The sequence below is a fragment of the Limimaricola variabilis genome (assembly GCF_014195545.1).
Classification (GTDB): domain Bacteria; phylum Pseudomonadota; class Alphaproteobacteria; order Rhodobacterales; family Rhodobacteraceae; genus Limimaricola; species Limimaricola variabilis.
On the sequence record NZ_JACIBX010000001.1, the window covers coordinates 238,371 to 263,542 of the forward strand.

The 25,172-nt window shown below is 67.8% G+C and carries 23 protein-coding genes and 1 pseudogene; 8 read left to right on the top strand and 16 right to left on the bottom strand.

Features of this window, described 5'->3' with window-relative positions; genetic code table 11:
- Positions 1 to 522 precede the first annotated feature (522 nt).
- Genes FHS00_RS17635 through FHS00_RS01125 form a run of 3 tightly spaced genes read left to right on the top strand, consistent with a single transcriptional unit; the run spans position 523 to position 2,535 of the window.
- Positions 523 to 1,305: a helix-turn-helix transcriptional regulator gene (locus FHS00_RS17635; RefSeq protein WP_246390879.1), complete on the top strand. Its 783-nt coding sequence runs from the start codon at positions 523 to 525 to the stop codon at positions 1,303 to 1,305.
- Entirely contained in the window at positions 1,302 to 1,832 is a 531-nt protein-coding gene (locus tag FHS00_RS01120) for a hypothetical protein (RefSeq protein WP_221188670.1), read from the top strand. Before FHS00_RS17635 ends, FHS00_RS01120 begins: the two co-directional genes overlap by 4 nt.
- Before the next feature lie 34 nt (positions 1,833 to 1,866).
- Complete coding sequence (locus tag FHS00_RS01125) at positions 1,867 to 2,535, top strand: helix-turn-helix transcriptional regulator (protein WP_246390882.1); 669 nt, start codon at positions 1,867 to 1,869, stop codon at positions 2,533 to 2,535.
- Between the two features lie 284 nt (positions 2,536 to 2,819).
- On the opposite strand, the gene tsf is transcribed toward FHS00_RS01125, so the two are convergent.
- The 3 genes and pseudogenes from tsf to FHS00_RS01140 form a co-directional block, all read right to left on the bottom strand.
- The gene (tsf, locus tag FHS00_RS01130; RefSeq protein ID WP_183469048.1) at positions 2,820 to 3,695 is read right to left on the bottom strand and encodes a translation elongation factor Ts; all 876 of its coding nucleotides are present in this window, start codon (positions 3,693 to 3,695) and stop codon (positions 2,820 to 2,822) included.
- Positions 3,696 to 3,772: 77 nt separating this feature from the next.
- Positions 3,773 to 4,549 (bottom strand): 30S ribosomal protein S2, encoded by a 777-nt coding sequence (gene rpsB / locus FHS00_RS01135; RefSeq protein ID WP_183469050.1) that lies wholly within the window; start codon positions 4,547 to 4,549, stop codon positions 3,773 to 3,775.
- Between the two features lie 199 nt (positions 4,550 to 4,748).
- A pseudogene (locus FHS00_RS01140) lies at positions 4,749 to 5,636 on the bottom strand (NAD(P)-dependent oxidoreductase); the annotation flags it as partial.
- A gap of 85 nt (positions 5,637 to 5,721) precedes the next feature.
- On the opposite strand from FHS00_RS01140, the gene FHS00_RS01145 reads away from it, so the two are divergent.
- Together FHS00_RS01145 and FHS00_RS01150 are read left to right on the top strand one after the other, a co-directional pair.
- Positions 5,722 to 8,184: a penicillin acylase family protein gene (locus FHS00_RS01145; RefSeq protein WP_183469055.1), complete on the top strand. Its 2,463-nt coding sequence runs from the start codon at positions 5,722 to 5,724 to the stop codon at positions 8,182 to 8,184.
- Between the two features lie 56 nt (positions 8,185 to 8,240).
- A complete protein-coding gene (locus FHS00_RS01150) occupies positions 8,241 to 8,576 on the top strand; it encodes a DUF3140 domain-containing protein (protein WP_183469056.1) in 336 nt (111 codons plus the stop codon).
- Positions 8,577 to 8,579: 3 nt separating this feature from the next.
- Here FHS00_RS01150 and FHS00_RS01155 read toward each other — a convergent pair whose 3' ends face one another.
- The 12 genes from FHS00_RS01155 to dusB form a co-directional block, all read right to left on the bottom strand.
- Positions 8,580 to 8,939 carry a VOC family protein gene (locus FHS00_RS01155; RefSeq protein WP_183469058.1) on the bottom strand — a complete coding sequence of 120 codons (360 nt, stop codon included), beginning with the start codon at positions 8,937 to 8,939 and terminating at the stop codon, positions 8,580 to 8,582.
- A gap of 36 nt (positions 8,940 to 8,975) precedes the next feature.
- The gene (locus FHS00_RS01160) at positions 8,976 to 9,551 is read right to left on the bottom strand and encodes a helix-turn-helix transcriptional regulator (protein WP_183469060.1); all 576 of its coding nucleotides are present in this window, start codon (positions 9,549 to 9,551) and stop codon (positions 8,976 to 8,978) included.
- Between the two features lie 60 nt (positions 9,552 to 9,611).
- Positions 9,612 to 10,373, bottom strand: coding sequence for a fibronectin type III domain-containing protein (locus FHS00_RS01165; protein ID WP_183469062.1), 762 nt, complete (start codon positions 10,371 to 10,373; stop codon positions 9,612 to 9,614).
- A gap of 92 nt (positions 10,374 to 10,465) precedes the next feature.
- Complete coding sequence (hflX, locus tag FHS00_RS01170) at positions 10,466 to 11,749, bottom strand: GTPase HflX (RefSeq protein ID WP_183469064.1); 1,284 nt, start codon at positions 11,747 to 11,749, stop codon at positions 10,466 to 10,468.
- The gene (gene hfq, locus FHS00_RS01175) at positions 11,746 to 11,979 is read right to left on the bottom strand and encodes an RNA chaperone Hfq (protein ID WP_017928544.1); all 234 of its coding nucleotides are present in this window, start codon (positions 11,977 to 11,979) and stop codon (positions 11,746 to 11,748) included. The genes hflX and hfq overlap by 4 nt, the downstream gene beginning before the upstream one ends.
- Before the next feature lie 126 nt (positions 11,980 to 12,105).
- Positions 12,106 to 13,626, bottom strand: coding sequence for a TrkH family potassium uptake protein (locus FHS00_RS01180; RefSeq protein WP_183469066.1), 1,521 nt, complete (start codon positions 13,624 to 13,626; stop codon positions 12,106 to 12,108).
- Between the two features lie 4 nt (positions 13,627 to 13,630).
- On the bottom strand, positions 13,631 to 15,007 hold the full coding sequence (gene trkA, locus FHS00_RS01185) for a Trk system potassium transporter TrkA (protein ID WP_183469068.1): 1,377 nt from the start codon (positions 15,005 to 15,007) through the stop codon (positions 13,631 to 13,633).
- A gap of 80 nt (positions 15,008 to 15,087) precedes the next feature.
- Complete coding sequence (ntrX, locus tag FHS00_RS01190) at positions 15,088 to 16,482, bottom strand: nitrogen assimilation response regulator NtrX (RefSeq protein WP_183469070.1); 1,395 nt, start codon at positions 16,480 to 16,482, stop codon at positions 15,088 to 15,090.
- 8 nt (positions 16,483 to 16,490) lie between these two features.
- Entirely contained in the window at positions 16,491 to 18,713 is a 2,223-nt protein-coding gene (locus tag FHS00_RS01195) for a sensor histidine kinase NtrY-like (RefSeq protein WP_343064574.1), read from the bottom strand.
- Positions 18,714 to 18,870: 157 nt separating this feature from the next.
- Positions 18,871 to 20,241, bottom strand: coding sequence for a response regulator (locus FHS00_RS01200; RefSeq protein ID WP_183469074.1), 1,371 nt, complete (start codon positions 20,239 to 20,241; stop codon positions 18,871 to 18,873).
- The gene (locus FHS00_RS01205) at positions 20,241 to 21,317 is read right to left on the bottom strand and encodes a two-component system sensor histidine kinase NtrB (protein WP_183469076.1); all 1,077 of its coding nucleotides are present in this window, start codon (positions 21,315 to 21,317) and stop codon (positions 20,241 to 20,243) included. The genes FHS00_RS01200 and FHS00_RS01205 overlap by 1 nt, the downstream gene beginning before the upstream one ends.
- Entirely contained in the window at positions 21,314 to 22,312 is a 999-nt protein-coding gene (dusB, locus tag FHS00_RS01210) for a tRNA dihydrouridine synthase DusB (RefSeq protein WP_183469078.1), read from the bottom strand. Before dusB ends, FHS00_RS01205 begins: the two co-directional genes overlap by 4 nt.
- A 190-nt stretch (positions 22,313 to 22,502) precedes the next feature.
- On the opposite strand from dusB, the gene FHS00_RS01215 reads away from it, so the two are divergent.
- Genes FHS00_RS01215 through FHS00_RS01225 form a run of 3 tightly spaced genes read left to right on the top strand, consistent with a single transcriptional unit; the run spans position 22,503 to position 24,639 of the window.
- Positions 22,503 to 23,660 (top strand): bifunctional 2-C-methyl-D-erythritol 4-phosphate cytidylyltransferase/2-C-methyl-D-erythritol 2,4-cyclodiphosphate synthase, encoded by a 1,158-nt coding sequence (locus FHS00_RS01215; RefSeq protein WP_343064575.1) that lies wholly within the window; start codon positions 22,503 to 22,505, stop codon positions 23,658 to 23,660.
- A complete protein-coding gene (locus tag FHS00_RS01220; RefSeq protein ID WP_183469080.1) occupies positions 23,657 to 24,154 on the top strand; it encodes a phosphatidylglycerophosphatase A family protein in 498 nt (165 codons plus the stop codon). The genes FHS00_RS01215 and FHS00_RS01220 overlap by 4 nt, the downstream gene beginning before the upstream one ends.
- A gap of 2 nt (positions 24,155 to 24,156) precedes the next feature.
- Positions 24,157 to 24,639, top strand: a complete 483-nt coding sequence (locus FHS00_RS01225; RefSeq protein ID WP_183469082.1) for a CinA family protein — start codon at positions 24,157 to 24,159, stop codon at positions 24,637 to 24,639.
- On the opposite strand, the gene FHS00_RS01230 is transcribed toward FHS00_RS01225, so the two are convergent.
- Positions 24,624 to 25,073, bottom strand: coding sequence for a type II toxin-antitoxin system RatA family toxin (locus tag FHS00_RS01230; RefSeq protein WP_183469084.1), 450 nt, complete (start codon positions 25,071 to 25,073; stop codon positions 24,624 to 24,626). The genes FHS00_RS01225 and FHS00_RS01230 overlap by 16 nt on opposite strands.
- Positions 25,074 to 25,172 lie beyond the last annotated feature (99 nt).

The following is a 25,172-nucleotide window of genomic DNA, read 5'->3' on the forward strand; positions in this document are numbered from 1 at the left end:
TCGAGGCCGATGGCCTCATGGGCGTCGTTCGTTCCCTATGGGTAAAACCTCCCCGACTGGTCCGCTAAAGCACCGACCCGAGGACAAACGCGGCGATCAATCAAAGGACGATCATCCGGCCAGTCCCGACCCGATGGAGAAAGGGTGCCGCGAAGCCATGAATCGAGCAGCCCGGAAATAGCGACTAGACCGATTCAGCGGCAAGACCGCCTGAAATCAGGGCAGTTCCCGTTTCGTGCCAACCGAACCGGACGATCACACTAACGTGAAGTTGCAGGGGGGTGGCATGATCTTGCCGACTTGAGGCGACCCTACGTCAACAAAGCGGCATCTTAACGGCTTGTTTTTGATGTCGAGTTGCAGCTCTGGCGCGAGAAAACCAAAGGACAAGCTGTGGAGTGCAAGATACTGTCAATTTACCAAGTTTAATCTTTGGATATATGTGCCGTGCGTGGCCTCGTGGATACACTTCTTTTTGCCAGCATTGTGGCAAAATAGACGTCTCATTTTTCGAGGTGATCCATGTTTTCCCGCGACAGAGCCCTCGGGCTTCGCAAGGTTTCGGACCAGCACATTGCGCATAGTCCCTATGTTTCCATGGTCGGTGACGAGTTTTGTTTCCCAGACGGCCTCATTGACCTTCTTTCCAAAGGATTTCCCACGATTTCGTTCCGGCGGGCCGCCCTTCACGATGAGGGCGAACCGCAGGCATGGGCGGAAGCCGAGGCGCATCACCGCCTGATCATCATGGACGCCACCTATGTCGCCGATCTGGTCGACGCCGCGCGCTTCCTGAAAATGAGCGGTGCCGAGAGACTGGTTCTCGCCTACCAGCATCAGCTGCCCGACCAGGCTTTATTGCTGCATGCGCTGCAGCAGGATGCCACGCCGCGCTTGGGTCTCCTGCCGCTGAACGTGCAGATCGACGTGCTCATCTCCATGGTACGGCTGTTGCTTCACGGGCAGCTCGTCTTTCCGATCGAAGCCCTGCACGCGCTGAGTATCAGCAATGGACAGGTGGCGACTCCCGAGGGCGAGCAAGCCGTGCAACTCACCCCTGCTGCATTACCGGCCGAGGACGACCACGCGGGCGAGCTGACGCCGCGCGAATGGGAGGTGCTCACGCTTCTCGCACAAGGCAAGCAGAACAAGATCCTCGCCGCCGAGCTCGGTCTGTCCGAGCACACGGTAAAGCTCCACATTCACCACGTGATCCGCAAGCTGAACGTCTCAAACCGAACCGGCGCGGTGGTCTGGTATCTGGGGCATGTCGAGGCCGCCCAGGCGGCGGCCGCGCGCAGATGACGCCCGGAGCGGCCACCCAGCCGCTCCCCCCCGGCGCGGCGGAGCTGAGCGAGTTCGATCGGCTCCTGCTGCTCGTCGGGCACATGAATTACAGCTGGAGCAACACCGAAAGCCTGCTGATCCACCTGATCGCCGGGCTCGCGGGCACCGACAAGACCAGCGCCGTCATCATCTTTCTCACCCTGAACACCACCCGGGCCCGACTCGATCTGGTCGAGCGCCTTGCCAAGTCGGGCCGGAGCGCGCCGGAGCTGCGCGACCGCATCCTCGAACTGACCGGCCGGATCCGCCGGCATCAAGCGCTGCGCAACCATTACAGCCATTCGCTCTACAGCTTCGATGCCGAAAGCGGCGCGGCGCGGACCATCACCATGCGGATCGCGGATCGCAAGACCGGCTTGAAGATGGGCCAAAGTGACGCGGTCGACGCCGAGGCCATCGAGCGGGTCGTCGAAACCATCGACGCGCTGCGCCAACTGAACCACGATATCTGGACATTGATCATCGCCGAGAAATTCCCGGTCTGACTGAAGGGGCCGCGACCGACGACAGGACATGGAGATGCCGCCGACCGATATGCCGCCGAGGGACGACACCGCCGATTACATCCTCTCCCTCACCGCCATGACCGATCCCGAGCGGTTGTGGCGCGGCCATCACGCGCGCATGGCGGCCCATGGGATCGACCGGATCTGCTATGCCGCGCTGCCCGATCTCGATCCGGATACATTGACACCGCGCGAGGGCATGCTGCTTTGCGCCGATCCTTGCGGCTGCAGCCTTCGTCCCCTCGGGATCGACGATACCGAGATCGCCCGTTGGGTAATCGGCGAGATGCCCGCGCCCCCTTGCCAGCCGGGGCCGGCGCATACCCTGCGCTTCGGCGACGCGGGCGCGCGCTGGCGCGGCGCCATCGCGCTCGGCCGCGGCGACGGGACGGCCGCGTCGCCGCCGCATGCCGCCGTTCAGGCCGAGAACGCCGTCTTCCACCTCCGTCTGACTTCCCTGCCCGGCCGCTGCATCCAGCTGACCCCTCGGCAGGTCGAGGTGCTCGATCTGGTCGCGCTCGGTTACACGACACGAGAGGTGGCCGAACGGCTCAATCTGACGCCGACCACGGTCGAGAAGCATCTTCGCCTGGCGCGCGAGGCGCTGGGCGCGCGCAACACCACGCATGCGGTGTTCCGGGCCGCTCAACTGGGCGGCGTACTGGACCAAAAGGACAGGTGACGGCAAAAACTGAGGAATACCCCACTTACGCCGAATCCCGATCCGTGACAGATTCGAGAAGTATTCAACCAGTGACGGTGTTTTGACCACTCGACATCAGGCCTGACCGGTCTGGTGACGATACCGACAGCAGCAGGTCGGTTAGTCCAGCATGAAGCAGTCGCGTCCGTCACCGCCGACGGGCGCGACGCTTTCGTTTGGGGCCCGCGTCGCGACACCGGACACGAAAATGGACGCCGCCCGAACCGGGCGGCGTCCTCTTTTCTCGTACCGATCGCGATGGATCAGCCCTTGGCGACCTTGGCGACCTCGGCGGCGAAGTCCTCTTCGACCTTCTCGATGCCTTCGCCCACGGCCATCCGGACGAAACCGGTGATGGTCGCGCCGGCGTCCTTGGCAGCCTGCTCGACGGTCAGGTCGGGGTTCACCACGAAGGCCTGACCCAGCAGGGTCGACTCGGCCATGAACTTCTTCATCCGGCCTTCGATCATCTTCTCGATGACCTGCTCCGGCTTGCCGCTTTCGCGGGCGATGTCCATCTGGACCTGCTTTTCCTTCTCGACGATCGCGGGGTCGAGATCGGCCTCGCCGAGGGCAGCGGGGTTGGCGGCGGCGATGTGCATCGCGACCTGACGGCCGAAGGCTTCGTCACCACCGGTCAGCGCGACCAGCACGCCGATGTTGCCCATGTCGGTCGCGGCGGCGTTGTGGACGTAGGTCACGACCTTCTCGCCCTCGATCGCGGCCATCCGGCGCAGGGTCATGTTTTCGCCGATCTTGGCGATCGCGTCGGTGACCAGCGTGTCGACCGGCTTGCCGTCGACCTCGGTGGTCTTCAGCTCTTCGAGGCTCGACGCCTTGAGGCCGGCTTGGGCGATCTTCGAGACCAGCGACTGGAAGTCGGCGTTCTTGGCGACGAAGTCGGTTTCCGAGTTCAGCTCGATCGCCACGCCGCGGCCACCCTCGACCGCGACGGCCACGAGGCCCTCGGCGGCGGTGCGGCCGGATTTCTTGGCGGCCTTGGCCAGACCTTTGGTGCGCAGCCAGTCGACCGCGGCTTCCATGTCGCCGTCGGTTTCGGTCAGCGCCTTCTTGGCGTCCATCATGCCTGCGCCGGTGCTCTCGCGCAGTTCCTTGACCATGCTCGCGGTGATCGCCATCGCGTCTCTCCTAGAATTTGAATGGACTCCGGGCGCGGCATATCCGCGCCCGGCAACCGTGATGTGACGGATCGCCCTTACTGGGCAGCGGCTTCTTCGGCCTCGGCGGCGAGCTGCTCTTCGGTGTACTGCTCCATCGCACCCATGTCGACGCCGGCGGCGCCGAGCTGCGCGCTCATGCCGTCGAGAGCGGCACGGGCGGCGAGGTCGCAATACAGGGCGATCGCACGGGCGGCGTCGTCATTGCCCGGGATCACGTAGTCCACGCCCTCGGGCGAGCAGTTGGTGTCGACGACGGCGACGACCGGGATGCCGAGCTTCTTGGCTTCGGAGATCGCCAGGTCTTCCTTGTTGACGTCGATGACGAACAGCAGGTCCGGCACGCCGCCCATTTCGCGGATGCCGCCCAGCGACGCCTGCAGCTTGACCTGCTCGCGCTCCATGCCGAGGCGCTCTTTCTTGGTCAGGCCCGCAAAGCCCTGCTCGGCGGCTTCGTCGATGGCGCGCAGACGGTTGATCGACTGCGACACGGTCTGCCAGTTGGTCAGCGTGCCACCGAGCCAGCGGTGGTTCATGTAGAACTGCGCCGACTTCTCGGCGGCGTCGGCGATCGGCTGCGCGGCCTGGCGCTTGGTGCCTACGAACAGGACGCGGCCGCCCTTGGCGACGGTGTCACGGATGACCTGCAGAGCCTTGTCCAGCATCGGGACGGTCTGGGTCAGGTCCATGATGTGGATGCCGTTGCGGGCGCCGTAGATGTACTCGGACATCCGCGGGTTCCAACGGGCGGTCTGGTGGCCGAAGTGGACGCCGGCCTCAAGCAGCTGGCGCATGGAGAACTCGGGAAGAGCCATGTCTCTATACCTTTCCGGTTTAGCCTCGGCGGAGGATCAGGGCAGATGCCCCAACCGGTGGACCTTGGGGGATGTCTCCCCCCGTAGGCCCGCCCCCGCCTGCGGGATTGATCGTGCGCCGCCCTTAGCGCCGCCCGCCGGAAAAGGCAAGCCCGGCCCTGCCCCGTTTCGCTCCGGTTCGCCCCGGGTCAGCTCCGGGTCAGTTCCGGCGCAGCCGCTTGATCAGCGACGAGGTATCCCAACGGCCGCCGCCCATCTGCTGCACCTCCTTGTAGAACTGGTCGACCAGCGCCGTCACCGGCAGGCTGACCGACAGCTCGTCCGCCGCGTCGAGGCAGATGCCGAGATCCTTGCGCATCCAGTCGACCGCGAAGCCATGCTCGAAATGATCGTCGAGCATCGTGCCGTGCCGGTTGACCATCTGCCAGCTGCCGGCGGCGCCCTGGCTGATCACCTCCACCAGCGCCCGCCCGTCGAGACCGGCCTTCTCGGCGAAAGCCAGCGATTCCGACAGGCCCTGCACCAGCCCCGCGATGGCGATCTGGTTGGCCATCTTGGCGAGCTGGCCCGCGCCGCTCTCGCCCAGCCGGCGGCAAATCTTGGCATAGGCGTCGATCACCGGTTCGGCCCGGTCGAAATGCTCCTGCGCCCCACCGCACATCACCGAGAGCTGGCCGTTCTCGGCCCCTGCCTGACCGCCCGAAACCGGCGCATCGACGAAGCCCAGCCCCTTCGCATCCGCCTCGGCCGCCAGTTCGCGGGTGACGGCGGCGCTGACCGTGGTGTGATCGACGAAGAGCGCGCCGGACGCCATGCCCGCGAATGCGCCGTCCTCGCCGAGGCAGACGCCGCGCAGATCGTCGTCATTGCCGACGCAGGCAAAGACGATCTCGGCATCCTGCGCCGCCTCGCGCGGCGTGGCAGCGTGGCGACCGCCATGTTCGGCGGCCCATTTCTCGGCCTTGGACGTGGTACGGTTATAGACCGTCACCTCATGTCCGGCCCGCGCCAGATGCCCCGCCATGGGATACCCCATCACGCCCAGTCCCAAAAACGTCACTCTTGCCATGGCGGCCTCCCTGCCTCGGGGCTTTCGCTCGCCCCCGAGGCGCGATACTCAGCATCCCCAACCGGCCCGTCAAGCGCGGGTGCCCAAGCCCCCCGGAGGATCGATGGCCACCCTGTTCCGCTGGCTCATGCGCCTGACCGTCGGCGCGATCCTGTTCGGCCTTCTGGCCTTCGTGCTGACCTACTGGTTCTTCGCCCGTTCGCTGCCCGATTACGACGCCCGCACCCGCGTCGCCGGGCTGGCGGCGCCGGTCGAGATCGTGCGCGACCACGCCAACGTGCCGCATATCTTCGGCAGCACCGATCGCGACAGCTTCTTCGCGCTGGGATACGCCCATGCTCAGGACCGGCTGTGGCAGATGACGATCCTGCGCCGCACCGTGCAGGGTCGGCTGTCGGAGCTGTTCGGCCGCCGCACCGCCGACAGCGACATCCTGATGCGCCGCCTCGATCTCTACCGTGCCGCCACCGCCTCGGTCGACGACCAGGACGGCCAGACCCGCGCGGCGCTCGAGGCCTATGCGGCGGGCGTCAATGCCTGGCTGGCCGAGGTCAATGCCGGGGCCCGCGGCCGCGGCGCGCCGGAAATGTGGCTTTTCAACCAGCCGGTCGCACCCTGGCAACCGGCCGACAGCATCGCCATCCTCAAGCTGATGGCCTGGCAGCAGACCGACCACCTGCAGGCCGAGGTCTTGCGCGCCCGCGCGTCGCTGGTGCTGGAGCCGGAGCGGCTGCGCGACATCCTGCCCGACGTGCCCGGCCCCGGCCTGACCGCGCTGCCGCGCTATGCCGATCTGGTGCCCGACATCCCCGAACGCCATGCCGCCGTGGCGACGCCGATCGATCCGCTGGCCGCCAGCCTGCCGGCCGGCTTCCCGGGCGCTTCCAACGCCTGGGCGGCCGGGCCCTCGCGATCCGCCAGCGGCGCGACGCTGCTGGCCAACGACCCGCACCGGCTGCTCACCGCGCCGTCGATCTGGTACCTGGCCCGACTGGAGCTGGCCTCGGGCGGTGTGATCGGCGCGACGGTGCCGGGCATTCCGCTGATCCTCGCCGGGCGCAGCGCCGATCTGGGCTGGGGCATCACCGCCGCCTTCGCCGACGATCTCGACCTCTATGCCGAGGAGGTGAACCCCAAGAACGCCGCCGAGTACCGCACCCCCGACGGCTGGGCGCGGTTCGAAGCGCGCGACAGCATCGTTGAGATCAAGGACGCCCCGGCGGTGACCCTGCGGCTGCAGCGCACCGCCAACGGCCCGGTCCTGCCGCCCGAGCAGTTCGCGCTCGACACGATCCGGCCGCGCGGCCACGTGATGACCCTCGCCTGGTCGGGCCTGTCGGACAGCGACACCACCATGACCGCCGGGATGCGGCTGATGCGATCCCGCTCGATCGAGGAAGGCATCCGCGCCGGACGGCTGCAGGTCGCGCCGAACCAGAACCTGATCCTCGCCGACCGCAACCGCGTGGCGCTCAAGACCGTGGGCGCCGTACCCCTGCGCGACCCGGAACATCAGAGTCAGGGCCGCCTGCCGACGCTGGGCCATGTCGCCGAGAACCGCTGGCGCGGCTGGATGGCCTATTCCGCCCTGCCCGAGACGACCGAACCGGCCGGTGGCCTCGTCGGCAACACCAACAACAAGACCATCGACCGGCCTTTCCCCGACCACGTCTCCTTCCACTGGGGCGACACCCAGCGCATCGCGCGCTGGCGCGGGCTGATGCAATCGCGCGAGGTGCATACCCGCGACAGCTTCATCGAGGCGCAGCTCGACACCGTGAGTCCCACCGCCCGCGCGCTGCTGCCGATCGTCGGCGCCGATCTGTGGTTCACCGGCGCGCCGGCCGCCGAGGGCACGCCCGAGCGGCGCCGCCAGCGCGCGCTCGAGCTCCTTGGCGAATGGAACGGCGAGATGAACGAGCATCTGCCCGAGCCGCTGATCTACGCCGCCTGGATGCGGGCGCTGCAGGAGCGGCTGATCCGCGACGAGCTCGGCCCACTCACCTCGGCCTTCGTCCATCCCGAACCGCTCTTCATCGACCGGGTGTTCCGCGACATCGACGGTGCGAGCGCGTGGTGCGACATCCGCCCCTCGGCCGCCGAAGAGAGCTGCGCCGACATCGCGCGGCTGGCGCTCGACGACGCGCTGATCTGGATCGGCGAGACCTATGGCAGCAATCTCGATGCGCTGCGCTGGGGCGATGCGCACGAGGCACGCCAGGATCACCCGGTGCTGGGCCAGGCCCCGCTGCTGGGCTGGTTCGTCAACATCCGTCAGAGCACCTCTGGCGGCGACCATACGCTGATGCGCGGGCTGACCGACGGGCGCGCGCCTAATCCGTTCCACAACATCCATGCCGCCGGCTATCGCGGGGTCTATGACTTCGCCGATCCCGACAGCTCGGTCTTCATCATCTCGACAGGTCAGTCGGGCCATCCGCTGTCGCGCCATTACGACGATCTGGGCGAGCTGTGGCGGCGCGGTGAATACATCCCGATGTCGCTCGATCCCACCCTCGCGCGCGGTGCCGCCGTCGGCGTGACCCAGCTCTTGCCGGCGCGCTGAGGCGGAACCGCGCCGGTCCGCGCCGGTTTGGCCCCCGACATCTGATGGAGGCCGGCATGAGCGGCAAATCGCATGACGAGATCTGGGACGAGTTCCGCGAGCTGGTGAACATGGCACCCAAGGAGATCGAGGATTTCCTCGAGACCAAGGAGAGCAAGTCGGTGGGCGACACCGGTGGCGATGGCGAGAGCACCGGTCACAAGTCCGGCAAGCGGATCGTCGAGATCAAGCGCACCGACAAGTCGGATCTGAGCGACGACCAGTGGGACCACATGGCCAAGGTGGTGGGCTACATCAAGCGTCACAAGGCGCAGGGCGGTCCCGAGGACGACATCGAACACTCCAAGTGGCGCTACAGCCTGATGAACTGGGGCCACGATCCTCTGAAGTAGGGTTCAGATCGTCTGGCAGATCTCGATCCGGTTACCGAAAGGATCGGCGACGTAGAGCCGCCGCAGACCCGGCAGGTCGATATCGGGACGCGCCTCGATCCCATGGGCCTCGAGATGACGGCGCATGGCGTCGAGATTCGCGACCCGCAGCGCCGGATGCGCCTTGCGCGCCGGGGCGAAGGGCGTCTCGACGCCCAGATGCAGCGACAGCCCCGGCCCGTCGAACCAGACACCGCCCCGCCCCGCAAGCGCCCCGGGCTTGGCAACCTCGGCGAGACCGAGGATTTCGCCATAAAAGCCGCGCGCCGCTTCCTCCTCGCCCTCGGGCATGGCGAGCTGGACGTGGTGAAGGTCGATGATCATGGGTCTGCTCCGGTCTCGTGCCGTCCCGGAGTAGCGTCATCGGCTGGGGCCGTCATCCCCTTGCGCGTGCATGACATCCACGACATGCAGCCCTCCGCGCGCGCGCAGCGGCGCCAGCAGGTCCTCGAGGAAGAACCCGGTGAGCTGCGACCGGCTGGTCAGTCCGGACTTGCGATAGACGGCGGTGGCGTGCTGGCGGACCGTGGCGCTGGAACAGTCGCGCAGCGTCGCAATTTCCTTGTGGCTCAGACCCTTGAGCATCAAAAGCGCGACCTCGCTCTCGGTCTCGGTCAGCTCCCATTGCGCGAACTGCGCGGCGATCGCGCGGCTCAGCCCGTCGACATGGGCGCGACTGGCCTGCCGCCACTGCTCGCCCTCGCGGCGCGCCCGGTCGAGATCGCCCAACAGACGCGCCCTCTCGCGCCGCATCTCGCGGCTGGCTTGCGAGCCGAAGGCGGTGAAGACGACCGCCCCGGCGAGGAGCGCGGTCTCGAACAGGTCGATGGCGAAACCTGCCCAAGTGAAGGGCTCGTCGGCCTGAAGCGCCTCGAGCACCACCAGCAGACCGAAGAGGCCTGTAGCGGCTGCGGCGAAGATGAGGATGCGGGACATGGCCGCCCTCCATGACAACGGAAGGATGCCACGGTTTTCGTTCCGTAGCACCCCGCGGCTTCAGTTTTCGGTGACAAAGAAGCCGAGCGCGATGGTCTGGTTGCCCGAGCGCTCCAGTGCCAGCACCTCGATCTCGTAAAGCGTGCCAGGCCGCAGGAAGGTGGCCGGCACGGTGAAGCTCGTGGCGTCGGGTCCCAGATGCACGTCGAGTTCCGGCTGCGAAAAGCCGTGCGGATCCTCGTGCTCGTCATCGGTGACGATCAGCTCGTAGCCGGTGATCTCCGGTGTCCGCTCGTCGAGCGAGGTCGTCACCGGCTCCCACGTCACCTGCAGGTCGGCGACGGGCATGACCGGCGCGTCCTCCTCGTCCTCCGACAGCGCGGGCGCGGTGATGACGGGCGGCTGCGGCACCAGCGTCGTGAACCGCGCGACGCCTTCGCGCCCGGTGCCGTCATAGAGCGTGGCACGGATCAGGTAATCGCCTTCGGGAAAGGCGGCCGACAGCGCCGCGTAGTCCCAGACCTCCTCGGGCGGCTCGCGGCTTTCGAAGAAGAAGGAGCCGAGGCCCAGTTCGCCGAGTTGCGCCTGCGGGTCGATATGCAGCACCAGCGCCCCCGTGGGGTCGAGGATGCACAGCGCGTTCCAGCCATCGTCATCGCCATAGCCATGCACGCCGATATCGCCGTCGGTGTGGTTGTATTCGATGATCAACCGGGCGGCTGCGATCGGCTCGGTCTCGGCGGGCATGTCGCCGCAGGGCTCCTGCGCCATCGCCGGCAGGGCGATGAGCGCGAGGGCGGGAATCGGGATCAGGTGTTTCATGGCGTCTCTCCCCTTGATGATCAGGGAAAGCCTGCGCCGGTTGCGTGGCCGCGCCCATCCGACAGGGCGCGGCCACGGCATTTGTCAGTGGCTCAGAGCCGTTCGTAACGGGCCTTTTGCGCCGCCGACCAGCGGACCTGCATCTTGTGCCCGTCCTCGGTCGGCGTGTCGGCCTCGACCAGGCCCTGCTCGAAGAGCCAGGCCCGCTTGCGGCCCGCGGCGAAGGGCACCATCAGCTCCTCGACATGCTTCACGCCGCCGAGCGCCTCGGAGATCTCGGCCAGAAGCGCGTCCATCCCCTCGCCGGTGATCGCCGAGACGGCCGAGACGTTCTCGGTCCGCGCCGCCCGCTCCAGCGCCGCCTCGCGGCTATCCTCGGGCAGCGTGTCGATTTTGTTCCAGACCTCGATCTTCGGCGTGTCGTCCGACAGACCGAGGCTCGACAGGATGCTCTCGACCTCGCGCGCCTGTTCCACCGTCTGGGCGTGCCCGATGTCGCGCACATGCAGCACCAGATCGGCGTCGAGCACCTCTTCGAGGGTGGCGCGGAAGGCCGCGACCAGCTCGGTCGGCAGATCCGAGATGAAGCCCACCGTGTCCGACAGGATCACCTCGTCGCCGGTCGGCAGCACGACGCGCCGCATGGTCGGGTCGAGGGTGGCGAAGAGCATGTCCTTGGCCATGACCTCGGCGCCGGTGAGCCGGTTGAACAGCGTCGACTTGCCGGCGTTGGTATAGCCGACCAGCGCCACGATCGGGAACGGCACCTTGGCGCGCGAGGCACGGTGCAGCGCGCGGGTCTTCACCACCTTGTCGAGCTGACGGCGCAGCCGCACCAGCTGTTCGTCGATGGCGCGACGGTCCGCCTCAATCTGGGTTTCGCCGGGGCCGCCGACGAAACCGAGACCGCCGCGCTGCCGCTCGAGGTGGGTCCAAGCGCGGACCAGCCGCGTGCGCTGATACGACAGCGCCGCCATCTCGACCTGCAGCACGCCCTCTCGGGTGGCGGCGCGGTCGCCGAAGATCTCGAGGATGAGGCCGGTCCGATCGAGGATCTTGACCTTCCACTCCTTCTCGAGATTGCGCTGCTGCACCGGGCCGACATGGCCGTCGATCAGCACCAGCTCGATCTCGTTCTGCTTGAGACGGGTGCCGAGCTCCTCGATCTTGCCGGTGCCGAACAGCATGCCGGGATGGCGCTTGGGCAGGCGGACGATCTCGGAGCCCTTGATCTCGAGCCCAGGCAACGCATGGGCCAGCGCCACGGCCTCGGCCAGCGCGGCCACGGGCTCACGCCGGTTCTGGTCGTTCTTCACCTCGGGGTGGATCACCCATGTGCGGGTGTCCGGCCGTTCGGGAATATAGTAATCGGTCAATCTTCACCGTCATAGAGGTTCACGGGCTGCGACGGCATGATGGTCGAGATCGCGCTCTTGTAGACGAGCTGGCTCTGACCGTCGCGACGCAGCAGCACGCAGAAATTGTCGAACCAAGTGATCACGCCCTGAAGCTTCACGCCATTGATCAGGAAGATCGTCACCGGCACCTTGATCTTGCGGACGTGGTTCAGGAAGGCGTCCTGAAGGTTCTGCTTGTCACCGGCCATCACTGTCCCTTTGTTCTTGCGGCCGCGTATCGGCCTTTTCCCTCGTTGGAAAGGAGTATGTCGCGCCCCCTGCGGAGTTTCCAGCCCGGAAATCAGCCCCTTTCGCGCAGGCAGGCCCTGCGTGGCCTAGCTGCGCCAGCCCGCAGGGTTGAGCAGCGCGATGATCGCAAGCGTTTCCAGCCGGCCCAGCACCATCGCGAAGGCCAGCACCACCTTGGCCGCATCGGGGATGCCGGCATAGGAAATCGGGTACTGCGCGCCGATCTCCGCGAGCGGCCCGGTGGTCGACAGCGCCGCGACGGTGAGCGTCATCGCCACCTCGAACTGCACCCCGGTGAGCGACAGCGCCAGCATCACGCCCGTTACCGACAGCGCGAAAAGCATGAAGAAGATCCAGGAGATGAAGGCACCTTCGCGGCGGATGCGACGTGCCTCGATGCCGTCGCCGCCGACCGAATGCGGGTGCACCAGCCGCTCCAGCTCGCGCTTGCCATGCATCCAGAGCGCATAGACCCGCAGCAGCTTCACCCCGCCCGCCGTCGTTGCCACCCCGCCGCCGATCAGCGCCACGCCGACCAGGATCAGGCCGGGCGTCTCCAGCCCCGACCAGTCGGCGGCGCCGAGCCAGTAGCGGCTCTCGAAGCCGGTGGTGGTGAGAAACGAGCCGACCGTGAACAGCGCGCCCCACAGCGCGGCGGCGGCCTGCGGCAGATCGGCGGTCACCCGGTCCTCGACCGCGCCGAAGAAGTGGCGCATGAACAAGAGCCCCGGCACGATCAGCACCAGCGCGAGCCCCATGCGCAGCTCCGGGTCGCGCAGCAGCCGTCCGCCCTGATCGCCGAACATGTTGCGCGCGAAAGTCAGCCGCGACAGCGCGAATACCGAGAACAGCAGGATCAGCGCCTCGCCCAGAAAACCCGAGCTGTCGTAGCCCAAGCCCCCCAACGGGCTGATGCCGCTGGTCGCGAGCGTCGACATCGCGTGGCAGAAGGCCACGAAGGGCCGGTCGCCCGCTGCCACCAGCCCCAACCAGAGCAGCCCCGTCAGACCGACATAGACCGGCAGCAGCCGCTCGGTGTAGCGCACCAGCCGCTCGGAGGGATCGGCGACGCGGGTGATCTGGCTCAGCCGCATGCCGCCCGGACCGATGCTCGACGGCGCACGCACTTCGAAGCCGCCGAGATTCATCGGCGCCAGGATCGAGACCGCCGTCACCCAGACCAGCAACCCGCCGAGCCAGCCGACCAGCGCCCGCCACAGATGCAGGCTGTCATTGAGCCGGACCACGTTGTCATAGACCGTGGCCCCGGTGGTGGTGAAGCTCGACACCATCTCGAACCAGGCGTTGAGAAACGACGTCGTGCCGAGCGCCTCGTGGAACGGCACCGCGAACATCACCGGCAACACGGTGAAGGCCGCCAGCAGCGCCGAGAGCTGACTGCGCGGCACGCTGGCCGGCCGGTAATTGGCGGTGGCCAGACCGATCAGCAGCGACAGCATCAGCCCGAGGATCGCGGCGTAGAGGAAGGTACGCGAAGTCAGCCAGTCCTCGCGGACCAGCGCATGGATCGCCGGCAGCATCATCGACGCCGCGCCGATCGCCATCAGCAGGACAAAGAAGGGGACGCGGGTGAGACGGCGTTCCATCGCTTCAGAAGAAGTCGATCGAGACCTGCAGCAGGCGCTCGACCTCCGGCACGTCCGAGGCCATGGCGAAGAGCGCGACGACGTCGCCCTCCTCGATCCGGAGCGCGCCGTGGATCTTCATCATCCGGCCGTCCTTGAGCACGCCGCCGACCAGCACGCCTTCGGGGAAGGCGATGTCGCGGATCCGCTGCCCGGCGATCGGCGAGGTGCCGAGCACTTGCGCCTCGATCATCTCGGCCTCGGCGTCGCCGATCGAATATACGCCCCGCACCCGGCCATGGCGGATATGGCGCAGGATCGAGCTCACGGTGGTGGCACGCGGGTTGATGTAGGCGTCGATATCCATCGCCTGCATCAACGGCACCAGCGTGGGATCGTTGACCAGACAGATCGCCAGCGGGCAGCCGAGCGCCTTGGCGCGCACGCTGGCCAGCAGGTTGGTCTTGTCGTCGTCGGTGACCACGAGCACGGCGTCGGCGGTACCGATCTGCGCCTCCTCAAGGAGCGCCGCGTCGAGACCGTCGCCGTTGAGCACGATGGTCCGGTCGAGCTGATCGGCGGCGCGCTCGGCGGCGCCGCGATCCCTCTCGATCATCTTGACGCGCATCCGTTCGACCCGGCTTTCGAGCGCACGGGCGACGCCGAGGCCGACATTGCCGCCGCCGATCACCACGACGCGCTCCTGTTTGGCGTGGCGCTTGCCGAAGATCTCCAGCGTGCGCAGCATGTCGTCGGTATCGGTGAAGACATAGATCGAATCGCCGGGGAAGATCTGGTCCTCGGGGCTCGGCGCGAACAGCCGCCCGCGGCGGCGGATACCGACCACGATGGCGCGCAGCGTCGAGAACAGGTCGGTAAGCTGCCGCAGCGGCGTGTTGATCACCGGGCAGTCCTCGTCGATCGAGATGCCCAAAAGCTGGGCCCGGCCGTCGAGGAAGCTTTCGGCATCGAAGGCCTGGGGCGCGGCGAGCCGCTGCAGCGCCGCCTCCGCGACCTCCTTCTCGGGCGAGATCACCACGTCGATCGGCATGTGGTCGCGCCGGTAGAGGTCGGAATAGATCGCGTCGAGATAGGACTGCGCCCTGAGCCGCGCGATCTTGCGCTGGATCGAGAACACCGAATGGGCCACCTGGCAGGTGACCATGTTGACCTCGTCGCTATGGGTGGCGGCGATGATCATGTCGGCGTCGCGCGCGCCGGCGCGGTCGAGCACGTCGGGATAGCTCGCGAAGCCGGTGATCCCCTGCACGTCGAGCGTGTCGGTGGCCCGGCGCACGAGATCGGGGTTGCTGTCGACGACAGTGACGTCGTTGCGCTCGCCAGACAGGTGGCGGGCGATCTGCCAGCCGACCTGGCCCGCGCCGCAGATGATGACCTTCATCCCTGATCCCGGTCCTTTGGGGCGCGCCCGTGGCGGCGCTCATGCCGCCACGAAGTGCCAGAGCCGGAGGGGCCGGTCAATCAGTCCTCGACATGCGCGACTCGCGCGCCGGCCTTGGACGAGGTCACCACGCCCAAGCTCTTGAGCTTGCGGTGCAGCGCCGAGCGCTCCATGCCGACGAAAGCCGCGGTGCGGGAGATGTTGCCGCCGAAGCGGTTGATCTGGGTCAGCAGGTATTCCCGCTCGAACAGCTCGCGCGCCTCGCGGAGCGGCAGCGTCGCCAGCCCGCCCGACAGCACGACCCGGCCGTCATCCTTGTTCGGATCGTCTAGGCCCGGCAGCTCTCGTGCGGTGATCTCACCCGAGGAATCTCCAAGGATAAGAACGCGTTCGATGACGTTCTTCAACTGCCGCACATTGCCCGGCCAGAGCATGGTCTGCAGCAGCGCGCGGGCATCCTCGCCCAGCGGGCGCAGCGGCAGGCCCTGGCTCTTGTTCAGCTCGGCGATGAAGTGCTCGGCCAGGACCGGGATGTCCTCGCGCCGCTCCTCGAGGCCGGGCACGTGGATCGGCACGACGTTCAGGCGGTGGTACAGTTCTTGGCGGAAGGAGCCGGCGCGGATCGCCGCTTGCAGGTCGCGATTGGTCGAGGAGATCACACGAAGATCGACCTGCACCTTGCTGGAGCCGCCGACGCGCTGGAACGACTGGTCGACCAGCACGCGCAGGATCTTGGACTGGGTGCCGAGCGGCATGTCGGCCACTTCGTCGAAATAGATCACGCCGCCATTGGCCTGCTCGAGGAGGCCCGGCTCGATCCCCTTTTCGGCGCTCTCGCGGCCGAACAGCACCTCTTCCATCCGCTCCGGCTCGATGGTGATCGAGTTGACGGTGACGAAGGGGGCGTCGGCCCGGTTGGAATTCGCGTGGATGTAGCGCGCCGCGATCTCCTTGCCCGACCCCGGCGAGCCGGTCAGCATCACCCGCCCGTTCGAACGCGTCACCTTGTCGAGCTGGCTGCGCAGCGAGCGGAAGGCCGCGCTCTCGCCCAGCATCTCGGCCGGCGGCGCGTCGCCGCGCTTGAGCTCGCTGTTCTCGCGCCGCAGCCGCGAGGTCTCCATCGCCCGCTTGATCACCACCAGGAGCTGGTCGATGTTGAACGGCTTCTCGATGAAGTCGTAGGCGCCCTGCTTGATCGCCGCGACCGCGATCTCGATGTTGCCGTGGCCCGAGATGATCACGATCGGGATGCCGGGATGGTCGCGCTTGACCGCCTTGAGGATGTCGATCCCGTCCATCTGGCTGTCCTTGAGCCAGATATCGAGGATCATCAGCGCCGGCGGCTGGTCTTCGATCGCGCTCATGCATTCATCGGAGGTGCCGGCGAGCCGGGTGGAATAGCCCTCGTCGCGCAGGATGTCCGAGATCAGTTCCCGGATGTCGCGTTCGTCGTCGGTAATCAGGATGTCGGTCATCTCTCGCCTCATGCTGTTGCCTGCAATGCCGGTTTCCCGGTCTTCTCGATGTCCCCCGATTCGCCATGACCCATGCGCAGCACCGGCAGGGTGATGACCGCCATGGCGCCCTTGTGGGCGCCCTCCTCGAAGGCTGGCGCGTCGACGAGGACAAGGCTTCCGCCATGCTCCTCGATGATCTTCTTGACGATGGGCAGGCCGAGGCCGGTGCCCTTGTCGCGCGTCGTCACGTAGGGTTCGAACAGTTTGGCCCGGTCCTCGGGCAGACCGATGCCGTTGTCGGCGATGGTGATGCGCGCATCGTTCTCCGACGCCTCGAGCCGGACCCGGATCGTCGGAACCAGCCCCTCGGGCGCGCCGCGCTCGACCAGCGACTCGATCGCCTCGCCGGCGTTCTTCATCAGGTTGGTCAGCGCCTGGGTGATCATCGTCGCGTCGATATCGGCCGGCAGGCTGCCATGCGACAGCTCGACCTCGAAGCGCACATCGGGCTGGCCCACCTCCTGCAACGTCACCGCGTCGCGCAGCAGCGCCACCAGATCGTTGGGGCTCCGGTCGGGCTCGGGCATGCGGGCGAACTTGGAAAACTCGTCGACGATTCGCCGCAGGTCGCCGGTCTGGCGCACGATCACCTCGGTCATCGAGCTCAGCGCCTGCGCGTCGGCCTCGCCGAGCTGGCGGCCGAATTTGCGCTGGATGCGCTCGGCCGAGAGCCGGATCGGCGTCAGCGGGTTCTTGATCTCGTGCGCGATGCGCCGCGCCACGTCGCCCCAGGCCGCCATGCGCTGCGCGCTCACCAGGTCGCTGACGTCATCGAAGGCCACCACGTAGCCTTCGAGCGCGCCGTCATCGGCGCGGCGCGGCGCCATCCGCACCAGAAGGGTCTCCTGCGCGCCGCCCCGGAGCAGCCGGACCTGCTCCTGCACGCTGTCGCGCTCCTCGCCGCACAGCGCTTCGAAGAGCGGCTCGAACTCGGGCACCAGCTGCGCCAGCGTCGTGCCCTCGGACAGCGTCTCGATCCCCAGCAGACGCAGCGCCGAGCGGTTGGCGAAATCGACCCGCCCGCTGGCGTCGAGGCCGACCACGCCGGAGGTCACCGAGCCCAGCACGCTGTCGAACAGCCGCCGCCGCGCCTCGATCTGGCGGGTGTTGTCGAGCAGCCGGTCGCGCTGGACCTTCAGCTCGGTGGTCATCTGGTTGAAATAGGTGCCGAGCTGGGCGATCTCGTCGTCGCCCTCCTCCTCGATCACCCGCACGTCGAGATCGCCGGATCCGACCCGCTGGGAGGCTGCGACCAGCCGACCGACCGGCTTGGACAAACGCTCGGCGAACCACAGGCCGAGCCAGATCGCAGCGAGGATCAGGATCACCGCGAAGCCCAGATAGAGCAGCCCGAACTCGAACAGAAGGCGGCCGCGCTCGGCCTCGAGCTGCTTGTAGAGCTCGACCGTTTCCTGGGTGTCGTCGAGCAGCGCGAGAATGCCGCCATCGACCTCGCGGGTGACATAGAGGAACCGGTCGGTGAAGGCCGAGAGCGGGATCAGGGCCCGGAACTCGTTGTTGGTCCAGTCCTCGATGATGGCGATGCCGCGGGAGTTGGCGCGGCGGAAGGTCTCGGCCGCCGGCCGCTCGTAGTCGAACTCGTAGCTGCGGGCGCCACGGGCGCGGATCTCGCCCGCGCCGTCGATCACATAGGCCTCGGTCAGCCCGCGCTCGATCTGGCCCTGCACCCGACCGAGCGCCTGACGCACCTCGCCATCGGACAGGAAGGGCTGGGCCTGCCGCTCCGAATTGAGAAACGCCGCCAGCTCGAGCCCGTCGCGCGACAGGTCCTGGCGATGCTCTTCCTCATAGGCCTGCGCGGCCGTGAGCGAGGCGCCCAGAACGGTGCGCACCCGCTCCGAGAACCAGCCTTCGAGGCCGACATTGATGGTCAGGACCGAGAACACCGCAACCAGAACGGTCGGGATCAGCGCGATCAGCGCGAACACCCCGGTCAGCCGCAGGTGCAGCCGCGAGCCGGCCGAGCGCGCGCGCCGGTCCGAGATCATCCGCGCCACGCGGAACGACACCAGTGCCGCGACCAGCAGCGTGTAGACGAGGTCGGCCAACAGGACGAGGCGCAGCAGCGGCGAACTCGCGCCCTGGTCGAGCGGACCCAGCACCCAGAAGGTCGCCACCGCCAGCAACGGGCCGAGCACCACCAGCGACAAGGTCGCAGCGTTCTGCACCCGCCGCTGGCGCCGCCAGCGCGCTACACGCGAGAATCGGGAGGTCGATAGCCGCCTCAAACGCCCTGCCCCATTGATGGGAACGCAAGTTCCGCAACCTCATTGCCGTGATCTCGCCCCGGTGCTGAGACCGGGGGGTCACGGTTCTGTTGCGGTTTTACATCAACTTGCGGCGTCGTGTCACGCGAATATCGAGGTCCGTGATTTTCTTGCGGAGCGTGTTCCGGTTGATGCCCAGAAGATCAGCACATTTCGCCTGGTTACCGCCGGTCGCGTCGAGCGCGATCTCGATCAGTGGCGTCTCAATCTCCTTGAGAATCCGCTGGTAGAGGCCCACCGGCGGAAGCTGGCCGCCATGCAGGTCGAAATAGCGGCGCAGATGCCGCTCGACGCTGGCCGAAAGCTTCTCGCCCTCGCCGCCGCCGCGCAGCGGCTCGGCCGCGGGCTGACCGCCGAGGACCGATTCCACGTCGGTTCGGGTGATCTCCTCCTCGGAGGAGGTCACCACCAGCCGCCGCATCGCGTTCTCGAGCTGACGCACATTGCCGGGCCAGGAATAGGCGCGGATCATTTCCGTGGCCTGCGTCGACAGCCGACGCGGGCCGAGCCCGTCCCGCTCGGCCCGGACGAGGAAGTGCTCGGCCAGAAGCGGGATGTCGTCGACCCGCTCCCGCAGGCTCGGCACCTCGATGGTGACGCCGGCGAGGCGGTAGTAGAGATCCTCGCGGAAATCTCCCGCCTCGATCCGCTGGGCCAGATCGCCCTGCGAGCTGGCCATGATCCGCGGCGCGCTGTCGCCCATCGCGTCGAGCATCCGCACGATCCGGGCTTGCGCCTCGCCGTTCAGATCGCCGACCTCGTCGAACAGGATCGAGCCGCCGCGCGCCCGGCTCAGCACCGCGCCGGGGCCGTCCATGCCGGTCAGGTCGCTGGCCGAAACGGTGACGAAGGGCAGCGACCGGCGGTCGGAAAAATCGTGGATCGCCCGCGCGATGAGGGATTTTCCGGTGCCGCTCTCGCCGGTGATCAGCACCGGCAACGCGGTGTTCATCACCCGCGCCACCAGCCGGTAGAGTGCCTGCATCGCCTGCGTGCGCCCGACCAACGGCAGATCGCCGCCAGCCGCGCTGTCGGGCGTGGTTTCGCGCGGTGCCGGGGCGCGCCGCTTGGTCTCGAGCGCGCGACCGGCCCGCTTCATCAGGTCCGGCAGGTCGAAGGGTTTGGGGAGATAGTCATAGGCCTCGGCCTCGGCCGCTTGGATCGCCGTCATGATCGTGTTCTGCGCCGAGATCACGATCACCGGCAGTCCCGGCCGGGCCTCGGCGATCTTGGGCAGCTGCTCGATGCCGTTGCCGTCGGGCATGACGACGTCGGAGATGACGAGGTCGCCCTTTCCTTCCTCTACCCAACGCATCAGCGTCACCAGCGACGAGGTGGCATGTACCTTGCAGCCCGCGCGCGTCAGCGCCTGGGTCAGCACGGTGCGGATGGTGCGGTCGTCATCGGCGACCAGGATCGTTCCGTCCATCAGTTCTCTCCGCTCGGGGGGTCGTCATTGGCGCGCGGCAGCGAGATCCGGAACACGGTGCGGCCCGGATCGGAATCGACCGAGATCCAGCCGCCATTCTCGGCCACCAGCTTGGAGACAAGCGCGAGGCCGAGACCGGTGCCGTTCTCGCGGCCCGACACGAAAGGCTCGAACACCTCGGCCGCGATTTCCGGCGGCAGGCCGGGGCCGTCATCCTGGATCTCGATCTGCAGCGGGAGCCGCGCGTGGCTGCCATCGGGCTGGCGGACCCGCAGCGACGGCTCGTAGAAGCTGCGCAGCCGGATCGTGCCGCCGGGGCGGCCGGCCTCGCAGGCGTTCTTGACGAGGTTCAGCACCACCTGCAGCAGCTGGTCGCTATCGACCTGGGCGCGCGGCAGCGAGGGGTCGTAGTCCTCGACGAACTGCATATGCGCGCCGAAGCCCACCGTGGCCGATTGCCGGGCGCGGTCGAGCACGTCGTGCACGTTGACCGGGCGCCGCGCGGGCGGGCGCAGATTTCCGAACTGCTCGACCTGTTCGAGCAGCTTCACGATGCGGCGGCTTTCCTCGACGATCAGGTCGGTCAGCTCGCGATCCTCGGCCGAGAGCCCCATCGACAGCAGCTGCGCCGCGCCGGTGATGCCCGCCAGCGGGTTCTTGATCTCGTGGGCCAGCATCTCGGCCATGCCGATCGCCGATTTCGCGGCCTTGCCGGTGGCCTGATGCTGGGTCAGCCGATGCGCCATCTCGCGCGGCGAGATCATCATCAGCATCTTCGACTCGCTGCCCATCAGCGGTGCGAACAGAAGCGAGCACTGGACCGGCCCGCGATCGCCCGAGCCAACATCGACGTCGTTGACGAAGAGCGAACTGCGCTGCGCCCGGGCCCGCGCGAAGGCCTCTTCGAGCTGGGCATCGGTCTTGACCCGGTCCCAGACCCAAGCGCCCTGCAGCGCACGCTGCGAGAAGTTGAGGAACAGCTCGGCGGCGGAGTTTGCATCCGCGATGCTGTCATCCCCCGCCAGCAGCAGCGCCGGCACCGGCAGCGAGTTCCACAGGGCGGTGTCGAGGATCATGCCGCCCGCCTTTCGCCGTCGAGCGCCAGCGGCAGCGTCGTGAGAACCCGCTCCGGCTCGGCGGTCAGGACTTCGCGTCGCAACGCCTCGGGCGTGCCGGCCTCGTCCATGTACCAGCCCAGATGCTTGCGCCCGACGCGACCACCGAGCGCCTTGCCATAAAACCTCAGCACCGCCTCGTAATGAGTTGAAACCATGTCGATAAATTCGGAATCATTCGGCACGTTCGGCGGCCGGGTTCCGGTCAGGTCGGCGCGGATCACGGCCGGCATCCAAGGCCGCCCCTGCGCGCCGCGCCCGATCATCACCCCCGCCGCGCCCGAACGGTCGAGCGCCAGCCGCGCGCTGGCGGGATCTGTGATGTCGCCATTCGCGATCACCGGGATCGACACCGCCTCGCGCACCCGTGCGATCGCTGCCCAATCGGCCGATCCCTTGTAGAACTGGCACCTCGTGCGGCCATGGATCGTCACCATCCGCACCCCCGCCGCCTCGGCCCGCCGCGCGATCTCGGGCGCGTTGAGCAGATCGTCGTCCCAGCCCAGCCGGGTCTTGAGCGTGACCGGAACCGACACCGCGCCGACCACCGCCTCGATCAGGCGCAGCGCGTGGTCGGGGGTCTTCATCAGCGCCGAACCAGACAGCCCGCCGGTCACCTTCTTGGCCGGGCAACCCATGTTGATGTCGATGATCTTCGCGCCGTTGGCCTCGACCATGCGCGCGGCCTCGGCGATCCAGTAGGGATCGCGGCCCGCGAGCTGCACCGCCGTATCGGCGCGGCCATAACCCAGCTCGGCGCGCTCCCGCACGCCCGGCTTGGCCTGCACCATCTCCTGGCTGGCCACCATCTCGGACACCACCCACCCCGCGCCGAAGGAGGCGACGAGTTCGCGGAACGGCAGGTCGGTGATCCCCGCCAACGGCGCCAGCGCCACGGGGGCGTCGATGATCGTGCCGGAGCCGAGATCGATGGGGGTAAGGGGGGCGGGTGTCATTTGCCTAAAACCTGTGCGTCTGGGTCCGATCTACGGAGCGGCGCCATGCGTCACAATCGCCAGGCGTGTGCAACTGCCACAGCATATCGCGTTTGCATAAAAAATGTGCAGCAATCTGCTGGAAAGGATGGAATTGCGCCGTCCCGAGGCAGCCCCTACACAAGCCCGAGCGCCGCGTGAAGGAGACGATGTGAGCGATAGCCCTGCCCCTGCCAATGCCGGCGCCGCCGTGATCATCGTCGCCGCCGGTCGCGGCCGCCGGGCCGGTGGCGAGTTGCCCAAGCAATGGCGCGATCTCGGCGGCCGCAAGGTTCTGGCGCGTACACTCGATGCGTTTGCCGGGCTGGGACCGATCTGCCTCGTGCTGCACCCGGATGAAATCGGCCGCTATCCCGAGATCGAGGCCGCGGCCGATCTGGTGGTGCCGGGCGGCGCCGAGCGGGCGCTGTCGGTCCGCGCCGGGCTCGAGGCGCTCGCCGATCGCCCTCCCGCTAGGGTGCTGATCCACGACGCCGCGCGCCCGCTGGTGCCGCGGGGCGTGATCGAGGCGGTGATCACCGCTCTCGACCACAACCTGGCCGCCGCGCCGGGCCTCGCGGTGACCGACGCGCTGTGGCGCGTCGCCGACGGCGCCGTGGTCGACGCCCCGTCGCGCGAGGGGCTGGCGCGGGCGCAGACGCCGCAGGGCTTCGATTTCGCCGCGATCCTCGCCGCGCACCGTGCTCATGACGGCCCGCCCGCCGCCGACGACGTCGCGGTCGCCCGCGCCGCGGGGCTTGCGGTCGCGGTCGTCGCGGGCCACGAGAACAACGTGAAGATCACCGGGCCGGAGGATTTCTCCCGCGCCGAGAGGATATTGGGGTGCGACATGGATGTGAGAACGGGCAACGGCTTCGACGTGCACGCCTTCGAGCCGGGCGAGAGCCTGTGGCTCTGCGGCGTGGAGATCGCGCATGACCGCGGCCTCAAGGGCCATTCGGATGCCGATGTCGGCATGCACGCGCTGACCGACGCCATCTACGGCGCCATGGCGCATGGCGATATCGGCCAGCACTTCCCGCCGTCGGACCCGCAGTGGAAGGGCGCCCGTTCGGAGGTGTTCCTGTCGCATGCCGCCGACCTCGCCCGGGTCGAGGGTTTCGCCATAACCCATTGCGACGTCACCCTGATCTGCGAGCGTCCCAAGATCGGCCCGCATGCCGAGAAGATGCGCGCGGAACTCGCGCGGATCATGCAGATCGAGCCGGGCCGGGTCAGCGTCAAGGCGACCACATCCGAGCGTCTGGGCTTTCCGGGCCGCGAGGAGGGCATCGCCGCCATCGCCACGGCCACGCTGGTGAAGGCATGAGCCGGCTGATCGCCACGTTCTTCTACAGCGGCCTGATCCGCCCGGCCCCCGGGACTTGGGGCTCGCTTGCCGCCCTCGTCGCGGCGCTGCCGATCTACTGGATCGGCGGGCCGTGGCTGATGCTGGCGATGATCGCCCTCGCGCTGGCGGCGGGCTTCCCGGCCGCGCGGGCGGAGGCGGCCCGGTCGGGCGATCACGATCCAAGCCACGTTGTCATCGACGAGGTTGTGGGCCAGTGGATCGCGCTATGGCCGGTGCTGTTCGGTGCCGCCCATGTCGGCGCGCCGGTGCTCGACCTCTGGCCCGGCTGGATCGCGGCCTTCGGGCTGTTCCGCCTGTTCGACATCCTCAAGCCGGGCCTCGTCGGCCGGATGGACCGACGCGGCGACGTGACGGGCCTCATGATGGACGACGTGGTCGCCGGGATCTTCGCCGCCATCGGCGTCGTTATCCTCGCGGTGCTGGCGCATGGCGTGATGTTCCTCGGAGGCTGAGCATGGGCGACACGGCGAGACTGGTGAACGGGGCCCGCGAGGCCGGGCTCCGCGTGGCCACGGCCGAGAGCTGCACCGGCGGCATGGTCGCCGCCGCCATCACCGAAACGCCCGGCGCCTCAAACGTCTTCGACTGGGGCGTGGTCACCTATTCCAACGAGGCCAAGATGGCGCTGCTGGGCGTCTCCGCCGCCACGCTCGAGGCGCATGGCGCGGTCAGCGTCGAGGTTGCGCAGGAGATGGCGGAAGGTGCGCGCGAGCGCTCCGGCGCCGACATCGCCGTCTCGATCACCGGCATCGCCGGCCCCGGCGCCTCGGAGCACAAGCCCGAGGGGCGCGTCTGCTTTGGCGTCGCGACCGCCGCGGGCTGCGAGACCGAGTTGGTTGAGTTCGGGGCGCGCGGCCGCGACACGGTGCGCAGCCTCGCGCGCGATCACGCCGTCGCGTTGGTGATCGGCGCGATCAAGGCTCAGGGCCGGTCGTAAAGCTCGTGCGCGCGGCGCTCGAAGGCGCGCACCACACGCTGCATCGCCTCGTTGAAGAACAGCCCCGCCGCGCCCTGCAGCAGCCGGTTGCGGAACTCGAAATCGACGTCGAAATGCACCTCGGCCCCGCCCTCGACATCGCGGAAGCTCCAATTGCTGACGAGGTGATGGAACGGCCCGTCGATGTATTCGGTGTGAATCTTCTTCTGCTCCGGCCAGAGCGTCACCCGGCTGGTGAAGCGTTCGCGGAACACCTTGAAGGAGATCACCAGATCCGCGAGCATCACCTCCTGATCGCCCTGCGGCGTCACCGACTTCACCCGCGCCGCCGCCGTCCAGGGCAGGAACTCGGGGTAATTCCCGACATCGGCCACGAGGTCGTACATCTGCTGCGCCGAATAGGGCAGCGTTCGGGTCTCGGAATGTGTCGGCATCTGGACTCCCTGATCTGCGCGACCATCTCGCCGCTGGCGGGGGCGAACGCAACCCCGCCGGCGCGCGGTCTGGGCACCGATCTGGAGCGCGGCCGGCCT